The organism is Paenibacillus glycanilyticus, assembly GCF_051200795.1.
In the GTDB taxonomy this organism is placed as follows: Bacteria; Bacillota; Bacilli; order Paenibacillales; family Paenibacillaceae; genus Pristimantibacillus; species Pristimantibacillus glycanilyticus.
Map to the genome: position 1 here is coordinate 97,501 of NZ_CP195155.1, position 21,974 is coordinate 119,474.

General features: G+C 50.3%; 24 protein-coding genes, 2 tRNA genes and 2 rRNA genes (1 of these 28 running past the window's edge). 23 read left to right on the top strand and 5 right to left on the bottom strand.

Going from position 1 to position 21,974, the window contains the following annotated elements; all coding sequences use genetic code 11:
- From ACR9FF_RS00470 to ACR9FF_RS00555, 18 genes are all read left to right on the top strand, one after another.
- Positions 1–1,135 (top strand): 23S ribosomal RNA (locus ACR9FF_RS00470); it begins 1,798 nt to the left of the window's first position.
- 137 nt (positions 1,136–1,272) lie between these two features.
- Positions 1,273–1,389 (top strand): 5S ribosomal RNA (gene rrf, locus ACR9FF_RS00475).
- A 125-nt stretch (positions 1,390–1,514) separates the two neighbouring features.
- The gene (locus ACR9FF_RS00480) at positions 1,515–2,696 is read left to right on the top strand and encodes a GNAT family N-acetyltransferase (RefSeq protein ID WP_435168194.1); all 1,182 of its coding nucleotides are present in this window, start codon (positions 1,515–1,517) and stop codon (positions 2,694–2,696) included.
- 166 nt (positions 2,697–2,862) lie between these two features.
- Entirely contained in the window at positions 2,863–4,320 is a 1,458-nt protein-coding gene (gene guaB, locus ACR9FF_RS00485; protein ID WP_127497762.1) for an IMP dehydrogenase, read from the top strand.
- A gap of 285 nt (positions 4,321–4,605) precedes the next feature.
- A complete protein-coding gene (locus ACR9FF_RS00490; protein WP_435168196.1) occupies positions 4,606–5,892 on the top strand; it encodes a D-alanyl-D-alanine carboxypeptidase family protein in 1,287 nt (428 codons plus the stop codon).
- 178 nt (positions 5,893–6,070) lie between these two features.
- On the top strand, positions 6,071–6,952 hold the full coding sequence (gene pdxS / locus ACR9FF_RS00495; protein WP_127497766.1) for a pyridoxal 5'-phosphate synthase lyase subunit PdxS: 882 nt from the start codon (positions 6,071–6,073) through the stop codon (positions 6,950–6,952).
- A gap of 38 nt (positions 6,953–6,990) precedes the next feature.
- A complete protein-coding gene (gene pdxT / locus ACR9FF_RS00500) occupies positions 6,991–7,578 on the top strand; it encodes a pyridoxal 5'-phosphate synthase glutaminase subunit PdxT (RefSeq protein ID WP_201008890.1) in 588 nt (195 codons plus the stop codon).
- Between the two features lie 36 nt (positions 7,579–7,614).
- Positions 7,615–8,898, top strand: coding sequence for a serine--tRNA ligase (gene serS, locus ACR9FF_RS00505; RefSeq protein WP_435168199.1), 1,284 nt, complete (start codon positions 7,615–7,617; stop codon positions 8,896–8,898).
- 79 nt (positions 8,899–8,977) lie between these two features.
- A tRNA-Ser gene (locus tag ACR9FF_RS00510) sits at positions 8,978–9,066 on the top strand.
- A 258-nt stretch (positions 9,067–9,324) separates the two neighbouring features.
- On the top strand, positions 9,325–9,669 hold the full coding sequence (locus ACR9FF_RS00515) for a hypothetical protein (RefSeq protein ID WP_127497772.1): 345 nt from the start codon (positions 9,325–9,327) through the stop codon (positions 9,667–9,669).
- Between the two features lie 12 nt (positions 9,670–9,681).
- A complete protein-coding gene (locus ACR9FF_RS00520) occupies positions 9,682–9,858 on the top strand; it encodes a hypothetical protein (RefSeq protein ID WP_435168201.1) in 177 nt (58 codons plus the stop codon).
- A gap of 23 nt (positions 9,859–9,881) precedes the next feature.
- Complete coding sequence (locus tag ACR9FF_RS00525) at positions 9,882–10,034, top strand: small acid-soluble spore protein P (protein WP_127497774.1); 153 nt, start codon at positions 9,882–9,884, stop codon at positions 10,032–10,034.
- Positions 10,035–10,163: 129 nt separating this feature from the next.
- Positions 10,164–11,222 (top strand): hypothetical protein, encoded by a 1,059-nt coding sequence (locus ACR9FF_RS00530; protein WP_435168204.1) that lies wholly within the window; start codon positions 10,164–10,166, stop codon positions 11,220–11,222.
- Positions 11,223–11,245: 23 nt separating this feature from the next.
- Positions 11,246–11,971, top strand: coding sequence for a DsbA family oxidoreductase (locus ACR9FF_RS00535; RefSeq protein WP_435168206.1), 726 nt, complete (start codon positions 11,246–11,248; stop codon positions 11,969–11,971).
- 42 nt (positions 11,972–12,013) lie between these two features.
- Complete coding sequence (locus ACR9FF_RS00540; RefSeq protein WP_435168208.1) at positions 12,014–12,439, top strand: NucA/NucB deoxyribonuclease domain-containing protein; 426 nt, start codon at positions 12,014–12,016, stop codon at positions 12,437–12,439.
- Between the two features lie 235 nt (positions 12,440–12,674).
- The gene (locus tag ACR9FF_RS00545) at positions 12,675–13,442 is read left to right on the top strand and encodes a glycosyltransferase family 2 protein (protein WP_435168210.1); all 768 of its coding nucleotides are present in this window, start codon (positions 12,675–12,677) and stop codon (positions 13,440–13,442) included.
- Between the two features lie 103 nt (positions 13,443–13,545).
- The gene (locus ACR9FF_RS00550; protein WP_435168212.1) at positions 13,546–14,328 is read left to right on the top strand and encodes a methionine ABC transporter ATP-binding protein; all 783 of its coding nucleotides are present in this window, start codon (positions 13,546–13,548) and stop codon (positions 14,326–14,328) included.
- Positions 14,321–14,983 (top strand): methionine ABC transporter permease, encoded by a 663-nt coding sequence (locus ACR9FF_RS00555; RefSeq protein ID WP_435168214.1) that lies wholly within the window; start codon positions 14,321–14,323, stop codon positions 14,981–14,983. Before ACR9FF_RS00550 ends, ACR9FF_RS00555 begins: the two co-directional genes overlap by 8 nt.
- Here the strand turns inward: ACR9FF_RS00555 and ACR9FF_RS00560 are convergent, their stop codons facing one another.
- From ACR9FF_RS00560 to ACR9FF_RS00570, 3 genes are all read right to left on the bottom strand, one after another.
- Positions 14,984–15,502 (bottom strand): DinB family protein, encoded by a 519-nt coding sequence (locus tag ACR9FF_RS00560; protein ID WP_435168216.1) that lies wholly within the window; start codon positions 15,500–15,502, stop codon positions 14,984–14,986.
- Between the two features lie 374 nt (positions 15,503–15,876).
- On the bottom strand, positions 15,877–16,143 hold the full coding sequence (locus ACR9FF_RS00565) for a hypothetical protein (protein WP_435168218.1): 267 nt from the start codon (positions 16,141–16,143) through the stop codon (positions 15,877–15,879).
- 69 nt (positions 16,144–16,212) lie between these two features.
- A complete protein-coding gene (locus ACR9FF_RS00570) occupies positions 16,213–16,443 on the bottom strand; it encodes a protein tyrosine phosphatase (protein WP_435168220.1) in 231 nt (76 codons plus the stop codon).
- A gap of 89 nt (positions 16,444–16,532) precedes the next feature.
- On the opposite strand from ACR9FF_RS00570, the gene ACR9FF_RS00575 reads away from it, so the two are divergent.
- A complete protein-coding gene (locus ACR9FF_RS00575) occupies positions 16,533–17,258 on the top strand; it encodes an MBL fold metallo-hydrolase (RefSeq protein ID WP_435168222.1) in 726 nt (241 codons plus the stop codon).
- 117 nt (positions 17,259–17,375) lie between these two features.
- Here the strand turns inward: ACR9FF_RS00575 and ACR9FF_RS00580 are convergent.
- A tRNA-Arg gene (locus ACR9FF_RS00580) sits at positions 17,376–17,453 on the bottom strand.
- A gap of 283 nt (positions 17,454–17,736) precedes the next feature.
- Between ACR9FF_RS00580 and ACR9FF_RS00585 the strand changes: the two genes are divergently transcribed.
- The gene (locus ACR9FF_RS00585; RefSeq protein WP_091190862.1) at positions 17,737–17,928 is read left to right on the top strand and encodes an aspartyl-phosphate phosphatase Spo0E family protein; all 192 of its coding nucleotides are present in this window, start codon (positions 17,737–17,739) and stop codon (positions 17,926–17,928) included.
- Between the two features lie 2 nt (positions 17,929–17,930).
- On the opposite strand, the gene tadA is transcribed toward ACR9FF_RS00585, so the two are convergent.
- Positions 17,931–18,401 carry a tRNA adenosine(34) deaminase TadA gene (gene tadA, locus ACR9FF_RS00590; protein ID WP_127497795.1) on the bottom strand — a complete coding sequence of 157 codons (471 nt, stop codon included), beginning with the start codon at positions 18,399–18,401 and terminating at the stop codon, positions 17,931–17,933.
- 213 nt (positions 18,402–18,614) lie between these two features.
- Between tadA and ACR9FF_RS00595 the strand changes: the two genes are divergently transcribed.
- From ACR9FF_RS00595 to rluF, 3 genes are read left to right on the top strand one after another with little or no spacing between them, the layout of a single operon-like run.
- On the top strand, positions 18,615–20,489 hold the full coding sequence (locus tag ACR9FF_RS00595) for a PAS domain S-box protein (protein ID WP_435168225.1): 1,875 nt from the start codon (positions 18,615–18,617) through the stop codon (positions 20,487–20,489).
- A gap of 17 nt (positions 20,490–20,506) precedes the next feature.
- Positions 20,507–21,253, top strand: coding sequence for an NAD-dependent epimerase/dehydratase family protein (locus ACR9FF_RS00600; RefSeq protein WP_435168227.1), 747 nt, complete (start codon positions 20,507–20,509; stop codon positions 21,251–21,253).
- 6 nt (positions 21,254–21,259) lie between these two features.
- The gene (gene rluF / locus ACR9FF_RS00605; RefSeq protein ID WP_201008900.1) at positions 21,260–21,961 is read left to right on the top strand and encodes a 23S rRNA pseudouridine(2604) synthase RluF; all 702 of its coding nucleotides are present in this window, start codon (positions 21,260–21,262) and stop codon (positions 21,959–21,961) included.
- The last annotated feature ends 13 nt before the right edge of the window (positions 21,962–21,974 follow it).

Below are 21,974 nucleotides of genomic sequence, written 5' to 3' on the forward strand. Positions count from 1 at the left end.
AAAGGCCCAAGCGACTGTTTAGCAAAAACACAGGTCTGTGCGAAGCCGTAAGGCGAAGTATACGGGCTGACGCCTGCCCGGTGCTGGAAGGTTAAGGGGAGCGGTTAGGAGCAATCCGAAGCTGTGAACCGAAGCCCCAGTAAACGGCGGCCGTAACTATAACGGTCCTAAGGTAGCGAAATTCCTTGTCAGGTAAATTCTGACCCGCACGAATGGCGTAACGACTTGGGCGCTGTCTCAACGAGAGATCCGGTGAAATTTTAATACCTGTGAAGATGCAGGTTACCCGCGACAAGACGGAAAGACCCCATGGAGCTTTACTGCAGCTTGATATTGGACTTTGGTACGATCTGTACAGGATAGGTGGGAGCCTGAGAAGCATGAGCGCCAGCTTGTGTGGAGGCGACGTTGGGATACCACCCTGATCGTATCGGAGTTCTAACCTGCTACCCTGAATCGGGTAGAGGGACCGTGTCAGGTGGGCAGTTTGACTGGGGCGGTCGCCTCCTAAAATGTAACGGAGGCGCCCAAAGGTTCCCTCAGAATGGTTGGAAATCATTCGGAGAGTGCAAAGGCATAAGGGAGCTTGACTGCGAGACCAACAAGTCGAGCAGGGACGAAAGTCGGGCTTAGTGATCCGGTGGTACCGAATGGAAGGGCCATCGCTCAACGGATAAAAGCTACCCTGGGGATAACAGGCTTATCTCCCCCAAGAGTCCACATCGACGGGGAGGTTTGGCACCTCGATGTCGGCTCATCGCATCCTGGGGCTGAAGTAGGTCCCAAGGGTTGGGCTGTTCGCCCATTAAAGCGGTACGCGAGCTGGGTTCAGAACGTCGTGAGACAGTTCGGTCCCTATCTGTCGCGGGCGCAGGAAATTTGAGAGGAGCTGTCCTTAGTACGAGAGGACCGGGATGGACGTACCGCTGGTGTACCAGTTGTTCCGCCAGGAGCACCGCTGGGTAGCCAAGTACGGACGGGATAAGCGCTGAAAGCATCTAAGCGTGAAGCCCCCCTCAAGATGAGATTTCCCAACTAGTAAGACCCCTTGAAGACGACGAGGTTGATAGGTTCGGGGTGGAAGCACAGCAATGTGTGGAGCTGACGAATACTAATCGGTCGAGGGCTTATCCTAAACAACCCCCAAAAAGTGAAGTTAAGCGTTGCAGCTTATTCCGATTACTTTTCGGGGACCCCGCAAGAAACTTAAGGAATTCATAATTTCGCATCCAGTTTTCAAGGCGCAAGCTTTGAATAAGCCAAGAGCTTACGTTTGGTGGCGATGGCGGAGGGGAACCACGCGTTCCCATACCGAACACGACCGTTAAGCCCTCCAGCGCCGATGGTACTTGGACCGCAGGGTCCTGGGAGAGTAGGACGTCGCCAAGCAATAAAGAGCCTGTCGCATTTACGCGGCAGGTTTTTTTGTGTTTATCGTTTTCTAACATTGCCCTGTCTCCTCCCACTGTGCCATAATGTGAATGTTTACAGGCCAATTTGAGAGGAGTCTGGTTATGACCAAGGAAACACGATTGCTTACGATGGATCAATTCGACGATATGATTGAGTTAAGTCAGTTTGCATTTCAATATGAAATTCCGGCTGTTAAGCTGGCAGAATCACGGGAGCGTTTTGAACGGGAGGAAACGGATCGCTGGGGGATCTACATAGATGGCAAGCTTGCAGCTCAACTGGCCATCCTAGATTTATTTACCTATATTGGCGATAAGCGATTTGCCATGGGCGGTATTGCAGGCGTATCGACTTGGCCTGAGTTTAGACGTCAGGGGTTGGTTGCCGAATTGCTTCATCACTCTCTTGAGAAGATGAAAGAGAAGGGGCAAACTTTATCTTTTCTACATCCGTTCTCGATTGGCTTTTACCGCAAATTTGGCTGGGAGGTCTATACGGACCTTAAAACTTACCGGATCGATGTAAACCAGCTGCCCGCAAGAGCGCCATACAACGGAACCATCAAACGGGTGGAGCAGAGCTACGAGCTGTTGAATCCGATCTATAACACCTATGCCAAGCAAGTGAATGGCGCGTTGGACCGTTCGGTAGCCTGGTGGAATTACAGGATTGCCTCACGCAAGAAGGGACAGACCTGCGTCTTTTTTGACAGTGCCGGAGAAGCGCAAGGTTATGTCATCTACGAGGTGAAGAACAGAGAGCTGTTCGTTCATGAGTTGATTGATTTAACGGAAGAGGCTCGCCGTGCTCTATGGTCGTTCCTTGGTCAGCACGATTCTATGATTGACCGGCTGGAAATTAAAGTAGCGACAGACGACAGTCTTGCTTATCTGCTTAATAATCCGCGGATCAAGCAGGAGATTGAACCGTATTTTATGGCCCGGATTGTGGATGCGGAAGCATTCCTTAACGAATATCCGTTTGAGGCCGGCAAAGAGGAGACCCTCCTGCTCGACATTCAGGATGAGCATGCGGCTTGGAACAATGGACGGTTTGCGGTTCGTATTGCCGCTGATGGCACTGCGAATGCAGAACGTATATCGGGAGAAACTAATAAGGAGTCTATTCGGACAGGAATCGGATCCTTGGCAGCTGTTCTGACCGGCTATAAACGTCCGACCGAGCTGCTTCGTTACGGTCTCATTCAAGGCGACAGCCGGCAGGTGGAGCAGCTGGAGAGAAGAATTCTGGTACGCACAACGTTCCTGCCCGACTTTTTCTAAAGCGCTATCAACGAGATTGACTATTACTGGGTGTAAAAAGGCTTACTTTCCTGCATAAGGGAACCGTTCCACTCATAAACCTAACATCCTTGACAGCCCCTACCCCCTCTGATAATATTGCAATAATATGCGTGAGAGGTATCTAAATTAAGGGAGGAACTTACTCGTGTGGGAAACGAAATTCGCCAAAGAAGGCCTGACATTCGATGATGTACTGCTCGTACCGCGGAAATCTGTGGTGTTGCCTCGTGAATCGGACGTATCTACAAAACTTAGCGAAGGCATCAAGCTGAACATTCCGTTGATCAGCGCAGGGATGGACACTGTTACGGAGTCGGCTTTGGCGATTGCTATAGCTCGTGAGGGCGGAGTCGGCATTATTCATAAAAATATGTCGGTTGCTCAGCAGGCAGAAGAAGTTGATCGCGTTAAACGTTCGGAGAGCGGCGTTATTACGAATCCATTCTCGTTGACACCGGATCATCACGTTTACGACGCTGAAGAACTGATGGGCAAATACCGTATTTCCGGTGTTCCGATCGTAGACAACGAACAGAAGCTGGTTGGTATTTTGACAAACCGCGACTTGCGTTTTGTTCATGATTATTCGATTAAAATCAACGAAGTGATGACTCGTACGGATCTTGTAACGGCACCTGTCGGAACGACTTTGCAAGAGGCGGAAGGCCTTCTTCAAAAGCATAAGATCGAGAAGCTTCCTCTCGTTGATGAGAACAATATCCTTAAAGGGCTCATTACCATTAAAGATATTGAAAAAGCCATTCAATTCCCTAATGCGGCGAAAGACAAGCATGGTCGTCTGCTCTGCGGCGCTGCGGTTGGTATCGGCAAAGACACGGCTGACCGCGCGGATGCGCTCGTACAAGCAGGTATCGACGTATTGGTCGTTGACTCGGCGCATGGTCATCATATTAATATTATCGAAGCGGTTCGCAAACTGCGTGCTAAGTATCCGGATCTTACGATCATCGCGGGTAACGTAGCAACGGGTGAAGCCACACGCGACCTGATTGAAGCAGGCGCATCGGTCGTTAAAGTCGGTATCGGTCCTGGTTCGATCTGTACGACGCGCGTTATCGCGGGTATCGGCGTACCTCAAATTACCGCTATCTACGATTGCGCAACCGTAGCTCGCGAATACAATGTCCCAGTCATTGCAGACGGCGGCATCAAGTATTCCGGCGATATTACAAAAGCAATCGCCGCAGGCGCAAGCGCGATTATGATCGGCAGCTTGTTCGCGGGTACGGCTGAAAGCCCTGGCGAAACGGAAATTTTCCAAGGCCGCAGCTTTAAAGTATACCGCGGCATGGGCTCGCTTGGCGCTATGAAGGAAGGCAGTAAAGACCGTTACTTCCAAGAGAACGAGAGCAAGCTTGTTCCGGAAGGTATTGAAGGACGTGTTCCATTCAAAGGTCCTCTTGCCGATACCGTTCATCAGCTGCTTGGCGGACTTCGTTCCGGTATGGGCTATTGCGGTACTAAAAACCTTGATGAACTGCGCAACGATACGCAATTCATCCGGATTACAGGCTCGGGTCTTCGCGAGAGCCATCCGCATGACGTTCAAATTACAAAAGAAGCTCCAAACTACTCGCTGTAATAACCCGACCACGGGAAAAAGCAGACAAGGACTTAGCGACTATTCGTCTAGGTCTCTTGTCTGCTTTTTTGATATGGCGCGTAAGCTTAATAGATAAGATTTTTTTAATCTGCCTCCTGAAAAATACATAACTGCCATTCGGAAATGCGTTCCCACCGCTAGCAGACTGAGAAAACCGCTCTATTTATGCCAGAAAGTAGAATCGCCCCACATTGGTTTAACTCTACCTATCCCATGTGTTACAATGAAATTCAAACGACTTAGGGATGAAAAGGGGAGAAAACGTTGAAAGTATTGCCGGTAAGATTACGGTCACTAGTAGTAGCATTCGTTGCAGGTTTAGTAGCATTATCATTAGGGACGTCCTCCGTGAATGCGGCAGGTACGGCGGGCGGCGAATGGGTGGAAAACTCCCTTGGCCTTGAGTTAAGTTCAGCCATCTTGATCGACGCCGACACGGGCCAGGTTGTATATGAAGTAAATGCGGACGAGCCCCGTCCTCCTGCAAGTATGACCAAGATGATGACCGAATACATCGTTCTTGAGCAAATCAAGAGCAAAGCGCTTAATTGGGATGAAATGATCACGGTTAGCGAAGAAGCAGCAAACACGCCGAAAGACGGCTCACAGGTTTATCTGGCTCAAGGCGAGCAATATAAAGTGAAGGATCTTTATATGGCCATGGCCGTAGGCTCCGCGAATGACGCGACAATCGCTTTGGCTTCCGCGATCGGCGGCAGCGAGCAAGGATTTGTGGAAAAAATGAATGAAACGGCTCAAAAACTCGGACTTTCTTCCGCTCATTATACAAGCGCAACCGGTTTGGCTGATACGACAGTGATTTCGGCAAGAGACCAGGCGAAACTGGCTCAAATCATTATTAAGAATGATCCGGATTTCCTGGAGTACGCGTCGACGACCGAATACAAATTCCGTCCTCGCGATGACAAACCAATCGTGAATATTAACTGGATGCTTGCTTCCAATAAGAGCAACACTTATCTAAAGGCTTTTGCTTATGACGGTGTGGACGGTATGAAAACAGGCTATATCTCCGCTGCGGGTTATACGTTTACGGGTACAGTAAAACGCGGCGACCAGCGTTATATCAGCGTTGTTATGAACACGAAGTCGAAGGAAGCACGTTTTAACGAAACAGCGAAGCTGTACAACTACGCTTTTAACTCCCTCGAGAAGAAAACGGTTATTCCGGCAAAATCCGTGGTAGAAAAAGCAGAATCGGTTAAAATTAAAAAAGGTGTGAAAAAATCGGTTCCGATCATTACAGAATCCGATATTTCACTTATTGTGAAAAAGGGTACGGAGCCGAAGGTTGAGCTTACCGGCTATGAGCTTAAAAAACCGGAGGAGCTTGTTGCTCCGATTAAAGCCGGTCAAGTCGTAGGTAAGGCAACGTACAAATATACCGATGAGCAAGGCAAAGCATTGGAGAAAACGGTCAACCTGATCGCCAGCAAAGATGTGAAAAAGGCAAGCTGGTTCGCCTTGATGTTCCGCGGAATCGGAGGCTTCTTCTCCGGTCTGTTTAACGGTATCGTCGATTTGTTCTAATCTAGCGCCGGACATACTCTAAAGCGTGACAGGTAAGGCAAATCAAGGGTTGTCGATTAATGGCCCATCCTGTAAAATAAATGGTTAGAGTAAGCGGCGAGCTTCAACCTAAATAAGCGATTAAGCGCTTAGCCCCCTTCGCGGGGGCTGCGCTCCATTTTAAGGAGGATTTCTAAGCATGGAAACAGGTACTTCGCGCGTAAAACGCGGTATGGCAGAAATGCAAAAAGGCGGCGTCATCATGGACGTTATGAACGCCGAGCAAGCGAAAATTGCGGAAGCAGCAGGCGCAACTGCCGTTATGGCATTGGAACGCGTACCTTCTGACATTCGTGCAGCAGGCGGCGTAGCCCGTATGGCTGACCCGACAATCGTAGAAGAAGTTATGAAAGTGGTATCGATTCCGGTTATGGCGAAAGCCCGTATCGGTCATATCGTAGAAGCACGCGTTCTCGAATCGATGGGCGTTGACTACATCGACGAATCCGAAGTACTGACTCCTGCGGACGAAGTATTCCATATCAGCAAGAACGAATTCACCGTACCTTTCGTATGCGGCGCTAAGGATCTGGGTGAGGCTCTTCGCCGTATCCAAGAAGGCGCAGCTATGCTTCGTACAAAAGGCGAGCCGGGAACAGGCAACATCGTTGAAGCTGTTCGTCACCTTCGCTTGATCAATGGTCAAATCCGCAAAGTACAAAACCTGTCCAAGGACGAGCTGTACAACGAAGCAAAAGTTCTGGGCGTTCCTTACGATCTGCTTCTGCAAGTTCATGAGAGCGGCAAACTGCCGGTTGTTAACTTTGCAGCAGGCGGCGTTGCAACTCCATCCGACGCAGCACTCATGATGGAACTGGGCGCTGACGGCGTATTCGTAGGCTCCGGTATTTTCAAATCGGACAGCCCGGAGAAATTCGCTCGTGCAATCGTTGAAGCTACAACGCATTACAAAGACTACAAGTTGATCGCGGAAGTATCCAAAAACCTGGGCACTCCGATGAAAGGCATTGAAATTTCGAAGCTGCAAGCAGCTGAGCGTATGCAAGACCGCGGTCTGTAAGAAGCGGAAGCGGTATCTATAGAAAGGCGTGTAGGCTTATGAAAATTGGTGTACTGGCGCTTCAAGGCGCGGTAGCAGAGCATATACGCAGTTTGGAGGCGGCGGGCGCGGAAGCGGTCGCCGTTAAACGAATTGAAGAGCTTGCTGAGCTCGACGGTATCGTTATTCCAGGCGGCGAAAGCACAACAATCGGCAAGCTGATCCGCAAGTACGACTTCCTCGAGGCGCTCAAGGAGTTCTCGAAGCAAGGCAAGCCGTTATTCGGAACCTGTGCCGGTCTTATTATTTTGGCAAGCGAAATCGAAGGTCAAGAGGATGCGCATCTGCAGCTGATGGATATGGTTGTGGCCCGTAACGCCTTTGGCCGCCAGCGTGAAAGCTTCGAGACGGATCTTCCGATCAAAGGAATCGATGAACCGATCCGTGCGGTGTTCATCCGTGCTCCTCTCATTAAAGAAGTTGGCAGCAGCGTTGAAGTATTGTCCGTATACAACGATGAGATTGTAGCCGCAAGACAAGGGCATCTGCTCGCTTGCTCCTTCCATCCGGAGCTCACGGACGATTACCGTCTGCATGCTTATTTTGTCGACATGGTGAAAGAAGCGGCTAAAACAACGACGAAGTAAAATACTTCGTATAGCACTAGAGAGGGGTCAACTGTCGTGTTGGACGTGAAATGGCTACGTAACGAATATGAGCAGGTGGAGAAGGCGCTGAAGAACCGTAGCGCTTCGCTCGACCTTATTTCCGGTTTTCCGGAGCTGGACGTTAAGCGCCGCGCTCTGCTCGTTGAAACAGATAATTTGAAGACTCGCCGCAATACGGTATCGCAGGAAGTGGCGAAGCTGAAGAAATCCGGCGGCGACGCTGAAGCGCTGATTATCGAAATGCGCGAAGTGGGTGACCGGATTAAAGAACTGGACGAGGAGATTCGCACGGTTGAGGCCCAAGTGGAAGAGCTGATGCTGGCTATCCCGAACCTGCCTCATGAGAGTGTGCCGGTAGGTTCTTCGGAAGAAGACAATGTCGAGATCCGTCGTATCGGCGAGCAAACGACGTTTGACTTCGAACCGAAAGCTCACTGGGACCTTGCGCAGGATCTGGGTATCCTCGACTTCGAGCGCGCAGGCAAAGTAACAGGCTCGCGCTTTACCTTCTACCGCGGCCTTGGCGCTCGTCTGGAGCGTGCATTGATCAGCTTTATGATGGATCTGCACAGCGACCAGCACGGCTACGAAGAAGTGCTGCCGCCTTACCTTGTTAATCGCGACAGCTTGATCGGTACAGGCCAGCTGCCAAAGTTCGAAGAGGATCTGTTTAAGATCAGCGATTCGGACTATTTCCTTATTCCAACGGCTGAAGTTCCGGTAACGAACCTTCACCGGGAAGAAATTTTGTCGGTTGAAGAGCTGCCGAAGCATTTTGTCGCCTACAGCTCGTGTTTCCGTTCGGAGGCAGGTGCGGCCGGCCGCGATACGCGTGGTCTGATCCGTCAGCATCAGTTCAACAAAGTCGAGCTGATTAAGCTGGCGAAGCCGGAAGAGTCTTATGATGAGCTGGAGAAAATGACGGCGAATGCAGAGAAAGTGCTGCAGCTGCTTGGTCTGCCATACCGTGTTCTAACGCTTTGCACGGGCGATATGGGCTTTACGGCGGCTAAGACTTACGATCTTGAAGTGTGGCTGCCTAGCGCAGGCACTTACCGTGAGATTTCGTCCTGCTCCAATGTAGAGGACTTCCAGGCACGCCGCGCAGGCATTCGCTTCCGCCGCGATGCGAAGAGCAAGCCGGAGTTCGTGCATACGCTGAACGGTTCGGGTCTGGCGGTAGGCCGTACGTTTGCCGCTATTCTGGAGAATTACCAGCAAGCAGACGGAACGATTGTAGTACCGGAAGTACTACGCCCCTATATGTGTGGTCTGGAAAAAATCAGCCCGCGTGCTTAAATAATTTGCCATGGGCCAAAAATGCAGTTGATTCTGGTTTTTGGCCTGTGGTACAATAACTTTTGTCAGTTCTTTATATGGAGAGGTACCGAAGCGGTCATAACGGGGCGGTCTTGAAAACCGTTAGGGTGCAAGCCCACGTGGGTTCGAGTCCCACCCTCTCCGCCAGTTTTTATATACAGTATACATAACACGTCCGAGACGATGGTCTCGGGCGTTTTTTTGTTGTGTTTGATTAAGTGAATTGGGGATAACCTGTTCTGCGCCAATGGCCTGCCTGTGAATAAACCCTTGCTGCACCTTATACACAGCGTTGTGAATAAAGGGGAGAATATGTGGATAAGTCTGTGGATAACGTGAATGGCCGCAGCCGAATAATTCGAATCGCATTGCCGCATCTTATAGGTTGTGGAGGTGCTTTTACAAATGGCTAATGATAAGCTTCAAATTGATCAGAATCAGCTTGTAGCCGCATGGCAGCGTACCTTGCCGGAATGGATCAAGGATGCGGATAATTGCGAGGTTTTCGCCGATGAGTCGGATCCTAACGCACTCCGCGTTACCATTCATACCGCAGGACACCAAGCTTACTCCTTTGACTTCAAGGTATGTTATGTGGATAGCCGTGAAGTGAAGGTCGAAGTGATTGATGTGGATAAAAATAAAGTCTCCATTGATGAACGTACCGATCCGATGCAGCAATTAATTCAGGATTACACCCGTCACCTGCATGAATGCGCGCAAGCCCTTCATCAGCTGACACACGCGTAGGAGGGACCGTCCATGACGAAGGCAAAAGGCTCGCTCGACAAAAACCTGTCAAACGTAATTGACGATCTGGCTCAAACGCCGGTGAACAGCCATCAGGCTCAGCAGCTCAATCAGGATGCGAATGATCGGCGCCATCAAGATGGGCTTAATCATGACCAGCCGACAGATTTGCATCATCAGCGCAGTTAACCTTCTATAGGAGGCGTTAAACCATGAGCAAACCCGATTCTTATCCCGTCCCTGAAGCACAAGAAAATGGCGGCAGACAGCGTCAAAGCCATGGCCGTCAGCAGGAGCCATTGTCCGGCTCCAAAAAGGTGAAGCAAAGAAACCATGTTCGGCATAATAACCCCGAGGGTTCATGAACTTTATAAATCCGATTAGACGAAATCCCGTTCCAGTCCGCTGGAACGGGATTTTGCTGCATTTATCTTCTAAATGTCCCGGTGTTGTTATAGAATGAAGGTATTGTTTAAAAAGGGGGACGAACGGATTTGAAAACGGTACAGCGGTTGGCTTATGTTGCACTTATTGCTGTTCTACTCGTAATAGCAGGCTGCAGCTCCGGCGATGCACCGCCTAAGCAGGCTCTTCAGGATGCCATGCAAAATATGGAAAAACTAGACAGCTACTCCGCTAAAATGTCTCTTGGCATAGATAATATCGAATTACCTGCAAGCGAGGCGCAAAACGGAATCGATATGACTTCCGTTATCACCGGTATGATGAAGGGCGCTAAGCTGGATATTAAGATGGTCTATGCGAAGGAACCGAAGCGTACGGATATGGAGCTTAATCTTCTGTTATCGGGAACAACGATTACCATTCCGATGATTATGACGGCTGACAAGCTGTATATGAAGCTGCCGGCTTTGCCGATGCTTCAGCTTCCGGAATCGGCTGCCGGTAAATTCGTTGAGCTGGATTTGAAGGCGCTGGCGGAGCAGCAAGGCGCGGCCGGAACAACGCTGGATGCCGCAGCCCAGCAGCAATTGGTGCAAGAGCTTGGCGCGGTCGTACTTAAGCATTTTGACGAGAAAACCTATTTCAAGAGCGTGAAGGCCAAGGATGCCGGCATACCGGGTGATGTAAAGGCTGATCAAGTGATCCAGTTCAAGATGGATGAGAGCAATTACAAGCAATCTGTCCAGACCATTGTCAATGAGATGGTTCCGGAGCTTCTGACGGTAATCGCTTCAAACGACTCTTATTTGCAGGCCATTCAGAAGTCCAAGGAAGATGTAGAGAAAATGAAAACGGACTGGGAAGCAGATAAGGCAGCCAAGATCGATTATCTGAACCAGAATGTGAAGGTCAATGAGCTGACTTTTACTGGAGCCATCAATAAGGATAAGATGCTGTCGTATCAGGCGGGGAAGGTTAACGTTGAACTGACGGATAAGGATACCGGCGGTACAACCAAGGTAAATGTCCATTACGACATGACATACGGCGGCTTGAACGGAAGTCCGAAGTTCCTCTACGAGGTGCCGACGGACGCCGTGAAATTCGAGGATTTGATGAAGCAAATGCAGCTTCCGCTGGGACTGTAATTAAACAAAGGATGGTGTTTATTATGAAAATAGAAGTATGGTCCGATTTTGCTTGCCCGTTTTGTTATATCGGCAAACGCCGCTTGGAGCAGGCGCTTGGCGAATTCGAGCATGGTGATCAGGTTGAGGTGGAGTTCAGAAGCTTTGAGCTTGATCCAAACGCTCCTATCGAGATCGGTCATGATGTATACGATTATTTGTCGAACAAATACGGCATGTCCCGCCAGCAGGCGATTTCCAATAACGTTCAATTGACGCAGCAGGCAAAAGCGCTTGGCCTGGATTATCATTTCGATACGATGATTTTGACCAATACGTTCGACGCGCATCAGCTGACTCACTTTGCAGCCCAATACGGCAAGCGGGAAGAGATGGCGGAACGTCTGTTCGAAGCTTATTTCACCGATTCCAAGCATCTGGGACGCAAAGAAATATTGGCTGATCTAGCCGCCGAAATCGGACTTGACCGCGAGGAAGCGCTGAAGGCTCTGGAAGATGGCACTTACAAGCAGGAGGTTCGCGCAAACGAGCAGGAAGCAGGACAGCTTGGCGTGCGCGGCGTACCATTCTTCGTCATTGACCGCAAATACGCGGTTTCCGGCGCTCAGCCAAGCGAGGTATTCCTGCAGGCGGTATCGAAGGCTTGGGAGGAAAACAAGCCGCTTACCGTTATTGGCGGAGACAGCGGGACAGACGGAGCAGATGATGCCTGCGTTGATGGGGTTTGCGCTCATAAATCCGATAAGTAACGGAATCAGGCTTGTCTAATTGCAGCAGGAGGTCACTTCGCTTTGAAGAAACTACTCGCCATTTTATTTGTGGCTATTCTGATCTATGTCGTACCTCGTCTAGACGATTGGCAGGGGCAGCCAGGAACGGAGCCTGCTTCATCAAGCAGCTATACCTTGGAGTTCCCGGCTGACCGATATCCGGAGACGGCAAAGCATATCCGCGAAGCCATGGCTTCGGGAGAGTCCAAGATCTGTACGATTGACCGGGAGAATGCCGAGGAGAACCGCAAGGAATCGCTGAAGGATATTCCGACCAAAAAGGGCTATGACCGCGATGAATGGCCGATGGCCATGTGCAAGGAAGGCGGAGACGGAGCGGATATCGCTTATATCGCTCCCTCCGACAATCGCGGAGCGGGTGCTTGGGTAAGCAACCAGCTGGATACGTTCCCGGACGGGACCCGGGTGGAATTTATAGTGAAGTAAGCATAGGCCTTTGCAAGCGCGTCCGAACGCGTCTGCAAAGGCCTATTTCATCAGAATGATAATCAGGCTGTTGTCCGACGATAATGGGATAGGTACGCATATAATAACGGTATCGGCGCAATACCGCGATCCTATTTCACTTCATATTGAAAAGCTGTTAGAGATGGCAAGACATGAGCCCGAATGCCATGTCATGACCATTTTCACAACATTAATATAGGAGGTTGCGAAAGCAATGAGCGCTGCAGACGCAAGAGGCGTCACGATCATTACATCTACCATGCGCCCCCAGCTTATCAATCAATTGTTCCAGAACTATGCCCGGCAGGATTGGGAGAACAAAGAGCTTATCATTATTGTCAATAAAGATAGGGCTGGGCTCCAGCAATATCAGAATAAGGCTAAATCTTTCCCGAATGTGCGGGTATACCGGATGTCGGAGAGCTCAAATCTTGGTGCATGTCTCAATTACGCGGCTTCGCTGGCGAAGTACGACTATATCGCCAAATTCGACGACGATGATTATTATGGACCCAATTATATCTCTGAGGCTATGGTGATGTTCCAGATAAGTAAAGCGGATATTGTCGGAAAGCTGGACATCTATTATTTTTTCCCGCATCGTTCAACCTTAATGCTGCGAAGAAGGGGGGCATCCTGGTACTCCCCGGTAAGCAAGGTTGCCGGGGCGACCATTATGTTCCATAAGGGGGTGCTTGAGAAGGTGTCCTTTAACACCAAAGTCCGCCAAGGCTCGGACGCGCGGTTTATTAAGGGAGCGTTGAACAGTAAGTTCCGTGTTTACACGACATCGCCTTATAACTTTGCGGCCTTGCGAAGAGCGGACCGCACCTCTCACACGTGGAGAATTACGGATAATAATTTGCTTGGTTCTAAGGGAGCGGTCATAATCAGAACCAACAGATACCGAAAGCGCGTAAACCGCAGCCTGCAGCAGCTGCATGAAATGGGGCTGCATAGGCCGAATTACAACGCTCAATAAGGGCGATGGACAGCTAAGCTTCTCGGATGAGAGGCTTAGCTTGCCCTTGTCTATGGATGTTTGCTACCATAAGGGCAAGTTCACGAGATAAGTAGGAGAAACGATGATCACGTTTAAAGAAGTCAGCAAACGATACAAAGCCGGCAGGCAGTGGGTGGAAGCGGTCAAGCCTACCTCTTTACATATAGAAAAAGGGCAAATTCAAGGGATAATTGGTTTCAGCGGAGCGGGCAAATCGACCTTGCTTCGTATGGCCAATCTGCTCGAGACGCCAACTACCGGAGAGGTTTATATAGATGGACAAGAGCTTACGGGGCTGAGCGCAGGAGAATTGCGGGAAGCGAGACGATCGATCGGAATGATTTTTCAGCATTATAACTTGCTAAGCAACGAGACTTGCGCGGCCAATGTGGAATTCGTGCTGAGAGCGGCAGGACTGCCTTCCAGAGAGCGGAAGAGAAGAGTGGAAGAGTGCCTTGAGATCGTTGGGCTGGCGGATAAAGCGAAGCAGTATCCGGCGCAGCTGAGCGGCGGACAGAAGCAGCGGGTGGCAATCGCCAGGGCTCTTGCGAACGATCCTAAGGTGCTGCTGTGCGATGAGCCGACTTCGGCGCTTGATCCGGTTACGACCCTGTCGATTCTGGAATTTCTGGAGAAAATCAACCGTGAGTTCCAGGTGACGATCATGCTGGTGACGCATGAGATTCAGGTGGCTAAGCGGTTATGCAATAACATTGCCGTTATGGAGAACGGGCAGATCACCGAGCAGCTCGATAGGAATCTTCCCGGTGTTAAGCCGGTAACGCCGCTAGGGCAGTTTTTGTTCGACACCACCGATGGTTCTTCCTCTTCCGTGTGGTACAGAGGGGAGGATTACCATGGATAGTGTTCTGGCATTAAAATCAGAGATGATAAAAGCGATCGAGCAGACTCTCACAATGGTCTCCATCTCGGTCTCGGCAGCAGTCATTATCGGCTTGCCAATCGGCATACTCCTGTTCCTCACGGCACCTGGCCATCTACGGGCTAACCGCCCGTTATACGGCGTTGTTAGCTACGCGGTGAATCTGGTTCGTTCTTTTCCGTTCCTTATCCTGCTCGTAGCTTTAATTCCATTCTCCCGAATGATTGTAGGAACCGCGATTGGCCCCCTTGCAGCTTCCGTATCGTTGTCAGTGGCGGCTATTCCGTTCTATGCGCGGCTGGTGGAGCAAAGCCTGCGGGAAGTGCCTAATGGGGTTATAGAGGCTGCGGTGGCCTCGGGAGCGCCGATGAAGCATATCATATGGGGGGTACTGTTGTCCGAAGCCCGCCCGGGACTGGTATCCGGCCTTACGGTAACGATTATTAGCTTTATCTCGTATTCCGCGGCGGCAGGTACCGTCGGGGGCGGAGGGATCGGCGATTTAGCCATCCGTTACGGCTATCAGCGGTTTGATACCGAAGTAATGGCGGCGTGCATCGTGATTCTGGTTGTTCTCGTGCAGCTTGTCCAATGGACAGGCAGCTTCGCTGCCTCCCGGCTGGATAAACGTAAATAATTAACTGTTCAAGTAACGCTCTTGGATAATCGTGAGATGATTCCGTTCATGCCCGTAGATAATGCAAGCTAGCGCGCGGGCGCTAAGCGGTAACTGATTCGAAATGCCAAGCCGGGTGAATGCTTCTTTAGGCAACTGCTTCAGCAGAACGATCGTCGCTTGGCGAACGGCGTTATAGTTCTCGAGCAAGTCGGAAACAGAGAGACCTTCGAACGGATTGCCCTCCATATAAGCGTCCTGGTCAAAGCCGGGAAGCGGGGTGGAGTCGCCTCTTGCGATGCGAAGCAGACGGTAGCTCATAATACGTTCGGTGTCCGTGACATGACCCAAAACCTCTTTCAGCGACCACTTGCCCTCCGCATAACGATACTCCGCTTTCTCGTCCGATAACCCGGAGTAAATACGGTTCGTTTCCGCTTGCTGCTCAGCTAATAATGCAATCAAATCTCCTTCCGGGACAAGGTTGATATATCCGGTTACAAATCCTTGATATTCGCCTTCTTGCGGACGTTCGAGCATGAATGGCACCTCCTTAGAATTAATTGGAGTATACCTCCTGCGGTGGTTGTTTTCAATAGAAAAGAGGAGCCCTTTTACAGGCCCCTCTTTCGACGGTGTGTTGTTTGAATGAGACTTTACATATCACACTTCACGTATTGATCACTCGGGCGCGTCTTACTCACGAACCGTTAGGGCGGAACGTGTTAAGCTCGCGGTTGGATGTACTCTGCGGCACAACCCCTCGCTTCCATCGTTATAAGTAGCTAGTTAAGATCCCTCAGCAGTTCTTGCACTATAAAGTCCAATGGAACCACACCTCACTTACACCGTCACAAGTATTATGGTCCGGCTTCACCATTGTTATGCACGATTCGTAAAGAAATTGTAAATCGCTAATCCGAATCCCTTAATGCCAATCCGCAATTGGCGCATACCTTATCTGACTGATGGACGAGGTGTCCGCAGCCCGGGCAATTCTCGTGGTCTTCATTGTTTGCTGTTTGTGGAGGTTCGGGGCTTTTGCCGACCAGATGATCCCGGATTTCCTGAATGTTTCTTGCCATTGTTGAATTGTCGATGGCGCTTTGGATAACTTCATGCAGAATCCAGTAAGCAAAGAAGATAATTAATAATCCGAATATAATTAATACGACAATCATGATGAACCTCCATGGCAGAATGAATTTGGATGAAATTTACAATCAGTATACCATGGAGAAGAGGAAGGGTTAATCCGGAACTTCGATATAATCCGATACCGTGCTTTTCAGCAGATCGATAAGCTCCTCGTCCATAAAGCCGTATTCATCGGGAATCCCGAGACAAATAACCTGCTTGCCGATTAATTCGGAGGAGAATCTGGCCTGCAGTCTTCTCAGATGCTTTCTCTCCATCACAAAAGTAAGATCAGCCCAGCCGACATGCGCGGCGGTTTTTACTGCGAAATCCAGCTTTGACAACGGAGAATGCGGACGATTTGACGCGCGGCTATGGAGAGATCTATACTCTACTCGTATGTTACAGGATCAATTGAAACGGAGGCAGCGCTATGCGGATTGCAGATGGTATTGAGATGTTGGAGCTTGAATTGGGGCCGATGACAATCTGTCCGACGGTCTTGTTCGACAAGGATGAATGGGTGCTGGTCGACACGGGCATGCCGGGTTCGGACTCAACAATTATAGAGCTTGCCAAGCAGGCGGGCATTGGTGAACGGAAATTGAATACGATTCTTCTGACTCATCAGGATCTCGATCACATAGGAGGGCTTCCGGGCTTCAAAGCGGACAATCCGGAGCTTGTTGTCTACGCGCATGAGGGTGACCGTGCCGTTATCGATGGCAAGAAGCCAATGCTTAAGGCATCGCCCGAAAGAATAGCTACTTTGCTCGGGGCGCTGCCGGAGGCAGCCCGCAGCCAGTTCGAGGCGACTTTCATTCACCCTACAGGCGCAAACGTAAATCGGACATTGGCAGACGGAGAAAATCTGCCGTTCGGTGGCGGGATTACGGTTATTCATACGCCGGGCCATACGCCGGGCCATGTGAGTCTCTACCATCAGCCAAGCAAGACGTTAATTGCGGGCGATGCGATGGTAGTGGATAATGGAGAGCTTAAAGGCCCTAGGGAGGCTGTAACGCCCGACATGGCAACGGCGCTTCAGTCGCTGAAGAAGCTTAAGGATTTCGATATTGAAACCGTAATCTGTTATCATGGCGGAGTGATCAAAGGCGATGTGCAAAGCCGTATCGCTGCGATAACGGAAGGCATATAAAAGGTAGCTCAATGATAAACGCGCAAATTCCTTAGGGCAATTTGCGCGTTTCTCTTATTTATGGCCGCTTAAAATAAAAAAAACCGCACAAGGTGCGGTTCGGATATGTGATAAATATGGCGCGCCACGGCGGGATTCGAACCCGCGACGCACAGTTTAGGAAACTGTCGCTCTATCCTGCTGAGCTACGGGCGCGCAGTATGGTTTATTTTAGCACGGGTGGCTTGGAACTTGCAACGTCCCTGTTTTATCTCTAATATGTAACATTTCTTATCAACAAATATATGAACGAGTATGAAACATCTAGACGACTCCCACAAAAGATGGTAATTTAGTACTGTTGGTCCAATTCGTGTCGAATCGTGCCTGAAAATTGTGTTTTCTTGTCGACAGGTTTTTACAAACAGTAAAATGAAGAAAGCGTATAATAATTTTATACCTACATCAATGAATATAAGGAGCGTGCCCCAAAGCGATTATGGACAAAACAGATCTGCTTATACAATTGCAATCGCTGCGGCTGAAGCTTCATGAAGTAGCGGAGGCACGCGGTAGCCTGACCGACCCCGATGTCCTTGCGATCAGCGAAGAAGCTGATCAATTGATTGTTGCCCTGCAATATATCCAGCGTAACGAAGTGGCTTGTTCTTCCGCGCGCAGAAGCGAGTAGCGTTACTTCCGCTTGTTTCTCAGGTTTCTGAAGAAATTCGTCAACAGCTCGGCGCATTCTTGCTGAAGAATGCCGCTTGTTAATTCTGTTTCATGATTGAAACGGGGTTCCTGGAGCAAGTTCATTAACGTGCCCGCACAGCCTGCTTTAGGATCGCCCGTTCCGTATACAACCCGTTTCACCCTGGACTGGACTATGGCGCCTGCGCACATCGGACAAGGCTCAAGTGTGACGTACAGCGTACAGTCCAAGAGCCGCCAAGCACCAAGCCGCTCACAAGCTTCTCGAATAGCGACCATTTCGGCATGCGCAGTCGGATCATGGTTAGTCTCCCGCAAGTTATAACCCCTTCCGACAACTTCCCCATTTTTCACTAGGATGGCACCGATCGGTACTTCGCCTATTTGTTCGGCTTTTTTGGCTTCTTCTATGGCGAGCTGCATCCAGGCCTGATCTTCTTGTTCTCGAATCATATTACCCTCCAACGTACGATAAAATCGAACAAATTCGCATTTATTCATCGAACAGATATTCTGTTGTTAACATGTAGTGGATAAAATTGTGGATAACTATCATGGTGTCCACAAAACTACACACAAACTATTCTATGGGCATGTGGATTAGTTGTTGATAATGTCAATAACTTGTGGATAACTAATGCCCAATTTAAAGGATGTGCATAGCCAGTGTCTTTTAAAGCCAAGTTCTCCATCTACATCTTTATGATTGTTCTGGCGATGTTTATCCTTATCGTTATTTTGGACCAATATGCCGCGCTTCGCAATATGAATCAGGATATGGAGGAAGTGATGGAGCAGGCTTCGGCTAAGCTCTCGGACTCATTTGACCAGCATCCGGGCTGGACCTCGGACGCAGCCGCTTTAAGAGACGATCCGGAGTTCGAACCCAATGAAATGCAGGACTTATTAAAAAAGCTTTACCCCGATCTGGAGGAAGTAACCGTGTTCCGTCCGGATTCTACCGGAATAATGTCCGAGGATAAGGTGTTGTTCGGCACTTACACCTTCAAGGACGAAGCCAAAGATATGGCTTACGCCGCGCAGGTTGCCGAGAAGGGGTTCCAGGTCCGCGAGGTGAATTGGAACGGCAAGGAGTATATCAAGAGCTATTACAGCGACGCCAGCCTTGCGCCTTACGTGATTGGCATGGTGTACGACTGCGAGGAATATAACCAGATTATGAGCATGAAACGGATGGATGCGATGACCTATGCCGGCGTTATCCTGCTGTTCGTGCTTATTAGCAGTTATCTGCTTGCCGGATTTATGCTGAGGCCGCTAAACGCGATTTTGTGGAAGGTAAACGAAGTATCGCTTGGGCGCTTCCAGACGGCTATAAAAGTCAGAGGCAAGGATGAGTTCGGCCTGCTGGCGCTGAAGATAAACGCGATGTCCCAAAACCTAAGCATTTATATGGAGAAGCTCCGCCAGGCCTTTGAGGATAACCGGCAGATGAAGGAATATTTGCAGTCCTTTATCGACCATACAAGCGATGCGATTCATGTCGTGGATTTACAGGGGAAATTCATTCAAGTGAACAAAGCCTTCGAGCAGTTGTTCGGTTACACCTCGGAGGAGGTGTTTGGCGCGGAGATCGAGCTGGTACCGGACACGCATAGGGGAGAAATGCGCTTGATTATCAATTCTCTGCAGGAGGGCAAGGTGCTGCCTGCCCAGGAGACGATCCGGATGACCAAAAGCGGCGAGATCATTCCCGTCAGCGTCACCATATCCCCTATAAGGGACACGGAGGGCGTCATTCAGGCTTTCGCAAGCATTACCCGCGATATGAGAAGCCGTAACCGTATGGAAGAGCTGCTACGCCGTTCTGAGAAGCTTACGACGGTCGGGCAGCTGGCAGCCGGAGTGGCGCACGAGATCCGCAATCCGTTGACTACCCTGCGCGGCTTCCTGCAGCTTCAGCAGCATACGGGCAAGATGAATCTGGAGCATACCGGACTGATGCTGTCGGAGCTTGACCGGATCAACCTGATTGTCGGAGAATTTCTGATTCTGGCAAAGCCGCAGGCAACCAGATTCGCGACAAGAGACGTCAGGGACGTTTTCCGAAGCGTTTTGTCGCTGATCGACAGCGAAGGGCATTTGCATAACGTGACCTTTACGACATCTTTTACCGAAGCGCCATGCCTTGTGTCCTGTGAAGAGAATCAACTGAAGCAGGTTTTCATTAATCTGCTCAAGAACGGAATCGAGGCCATGCCGTCCGGAGGAAGAATACATACCCATATCGCTTCAAAAAACGACCAGATTACGATTGCCATTACGGATGAAGGAATCGGAATACCGGATGACATGATCCCGAAGATCGGCAACCCGTTCTTCACCGGCAAGGAAAGCGGCACGGGGCTTGGCATGATGATCAGCCAGCGGATTATCCACAGTCATCAGGGGCTGATGGAGATCAAGAGCCAGGTGAACGTCGGAACAACGATTATCATTACGCTCCCTGCTTTGAAAGAAGGGAACGCGAACGGTATACTAGTTGAAGGATTGGATAAACATAGCGCAAATGTCGGCTGAGGAGGAGTAATCCGTCAATGGACAACATTGCAGGTACCAGTACTTACAGCTGCTTGATTGCGGGAGCTACGGGACTTGTCGGATCGGCGCTGCTGGAGCAGCTTCTGAACGATCAGGCCTGTCATTCCATTACGGTATTAGCCAGGCGGCCGATCGGCCGCATAGAGGTGGAGCCGGAAGCGAGGTCCAAGCTGCACGTCATTATCGCGGATTTCGACCGGATGTGGGAAGCGCTGGACGACGTGACGGTGGATCTCGTGTATTGTACGCTGGGGACTACGATAAAGACGGCGGGATCCCAGGAAGAGTTCCGCAAGGTGGATTATGACTATCCGCTTGCCTTGGCAGAGTGGGGACAGCATACGGGAGCGCGTCATTTTCTGGTCATAACGGCAATGGGAGCGTCGTCTTCCTCTGCCTTTTTCTATAATCGGGTAAAAGGCGAGCTTGAAGAGCAGCTGGCCCTGATTCCGCTGGAATCGGTCCGGATCTTCAGGCCGTCGCTGCTGCTTGGCCCGCGTCAGTCGTTCCGACTTGGAGAAACGATTGGCGCGGCCGTGTCGAAGGCAGTACAATGGGGTATGGTAGGCTCGCTTCGGCCATACCGTCCGATTGCGGGCGAGGCTGTCGCCAAAGCGATGCGGATAGCAGCGAAGCAAGCCATGACGGAGCAAGCATGGGATAGGCAGGCGGAAGGACAGCCATCTATTCATACGTATTCCTCCGATCGCATAGCGGAAATGGCAGCACAGATTACGGGGTGAACTTTTGTGCGTATTAATAAGTTTATAAGCGAGACAGGATATTGCTCCCGTCGTGAGGCGGATAAGCTGGTCGACAGCGGACGCGTCACGATTAACGGAGAGAAGGCTGAGCTCGGCAGCCAAGCGGAGCTTGGCGATGATGTACGGATTGACGGGAAACGGATCGGCGAGCAGAAGCATCATGTTTATATCGCTCTGAACAAGCCGGTGGGCATTACGAGCACGACCGAGCTGCATATCCGCGGCAATATCGTCGATTTTGTCGGCCATCAAGAGAGGATCTTTCCGATCGGCCGGCTGGACAAGGATTCCGAAGGGCTGATTCTGCTCACGAATGACGGCGACGTGGTTAATCCGATTCTCCGCTCGGAAGGCAAGCACGAGAAGGAGTATATCGTTACGGTTGATCGTCCGGTTACGGCGGAGTTTGTCAAAGGAATGTCGAGCGGAGTTCGCATCCTGGGCAGCATGACGCTGCCATGCCAGGTGACCAGAGTAGGGGATCGTGTCTTCCGGATTGTTCTGACCGAAGGGAAGAACCGGCAGATTCGCCGGATGTGCGAGGCATTTGGTTACCATGTGCGGAAGCTGCAGCGCATCCGCATTATGAATATTCATCTCGGACAATTGCCAACGGGCAAATGGCGGGACTTGACGGAAGCGGAAAAAGCGGAGCTGTTCGGTTCCTTGAATTACCGCCCGTCGTAAGGCAGGTTAAAAC

Bases quoted from the DNA above. Each gene is read 5' to 3' on its own strand.
- ACR9FF_RS00535 (WP_435168206.1), top strand. From the start codon at position 11,246: ATGAAAATAGAAGTATGGTCCGATTTTGCTTGCCCGTTTTGTTATATC.
- ACR9FF_RS00585 (WP_091190862.1), top strand. From the start codon at position 17,737: ATGGACAAAACAGATCTGCTTATACAATTGCAATCGCTGCGGCTGAAG.
- ACR9FF_RS00525 (WP_127497774.1), top strand. From the start codon at position 9,882: ATGAGCAAACCCGATTCTTATCCCGTCCCTGAAGCACAAGAAAATGGC.
- ACR9FF_RS00565 (WP_435168218.1), bottom strand. From the start codon at position 16,143: ATGATTGTCGTATTAATTATATTCGGATTATTAATTATCTTCTTTGCT.
- ACR9FF_RS00600 (WP_435168227.1), top strand. From the start codon at position 20,507: ATGGACAACATTGCAGGTACCAGTACTTACAGCTGCTTGATTGCGGGA.
- ACR9FF_RS00560 (WP_435168216.1), bottom strand. From the start codon at position 15,502: ATGCTCGAACGTCCGCAAGAAGGCGAATATCAAGGATTTGTAACCGGA.
- ACR9FF_RS00480 (WP_435168194.1), top strand. From the start codon at position 1,515: ATGACCAAGGAAACACGATTGCTTACGATGGATCAATTCGACGATATG.
- ACR9FF_RS00520 (WP_435168201.1), top strand. From the start codon at position 9,682: ATGACGAAGGCAAAAGGCTCGCTCGACAAAAACCTGTCAAACGTAATT.
- pdxT (WP_201008890.1), top strand. From the start codon at position 6,991: ATGAAAATTGGTGTACTGGCGCTTCAAGGCGCGGTAGCAGAGCATATA.
- ACR9FF_RS00555 (WP_435168214.1), top strand. From the start codon at position 14,321: ATGGATAGTGTTCTGGCATTAAAATCAGAGATGATAAAAGCGATCGAG.
- pdxS (WP_127497766.1), top strand. From the start codon at position 6,071: ATGGAAACAGGTACTTCGCGCGTAAAACGCGGTATGGCAGAAATGCAA.
- ACR9FF_RS00575 (WP_435168222.1), top strand. From the start codon at position 16,533: ATGCGGATTGCAGATGGTATTGAGATGTTGGAGCTTGAATTGGGGCCG.
- ACR9FF_RS00515 (WP_127497772.1), top strand. From the start codon at position 9,325: ATGGCTAATGATAAGCTTCAAATTGATCAGAATCAGCTTGTAGCCGCA.
- ACR9FF_RS00545 (WP_435168210.1), top strand. From the start codon at position 12,675: ATGAGCGCTGCAGACGCAAGAGGCGTCACGATCATTACATCTACCATG.
- tadA (WP_127497795.1), bottom strand. From the start codon at position 18,401: ATGATTCGAGAACAAGAAGATCAGGCCTGGATGCAGCTCGCCATAGAA.
- ACR9FF_RS00550 (WP_435168212.1), top strand. From the start codon at position 13,546: ATGATCACGTTTAAAGAAGTCAGCAAACGATACAAAGCCGGCAGGCAG.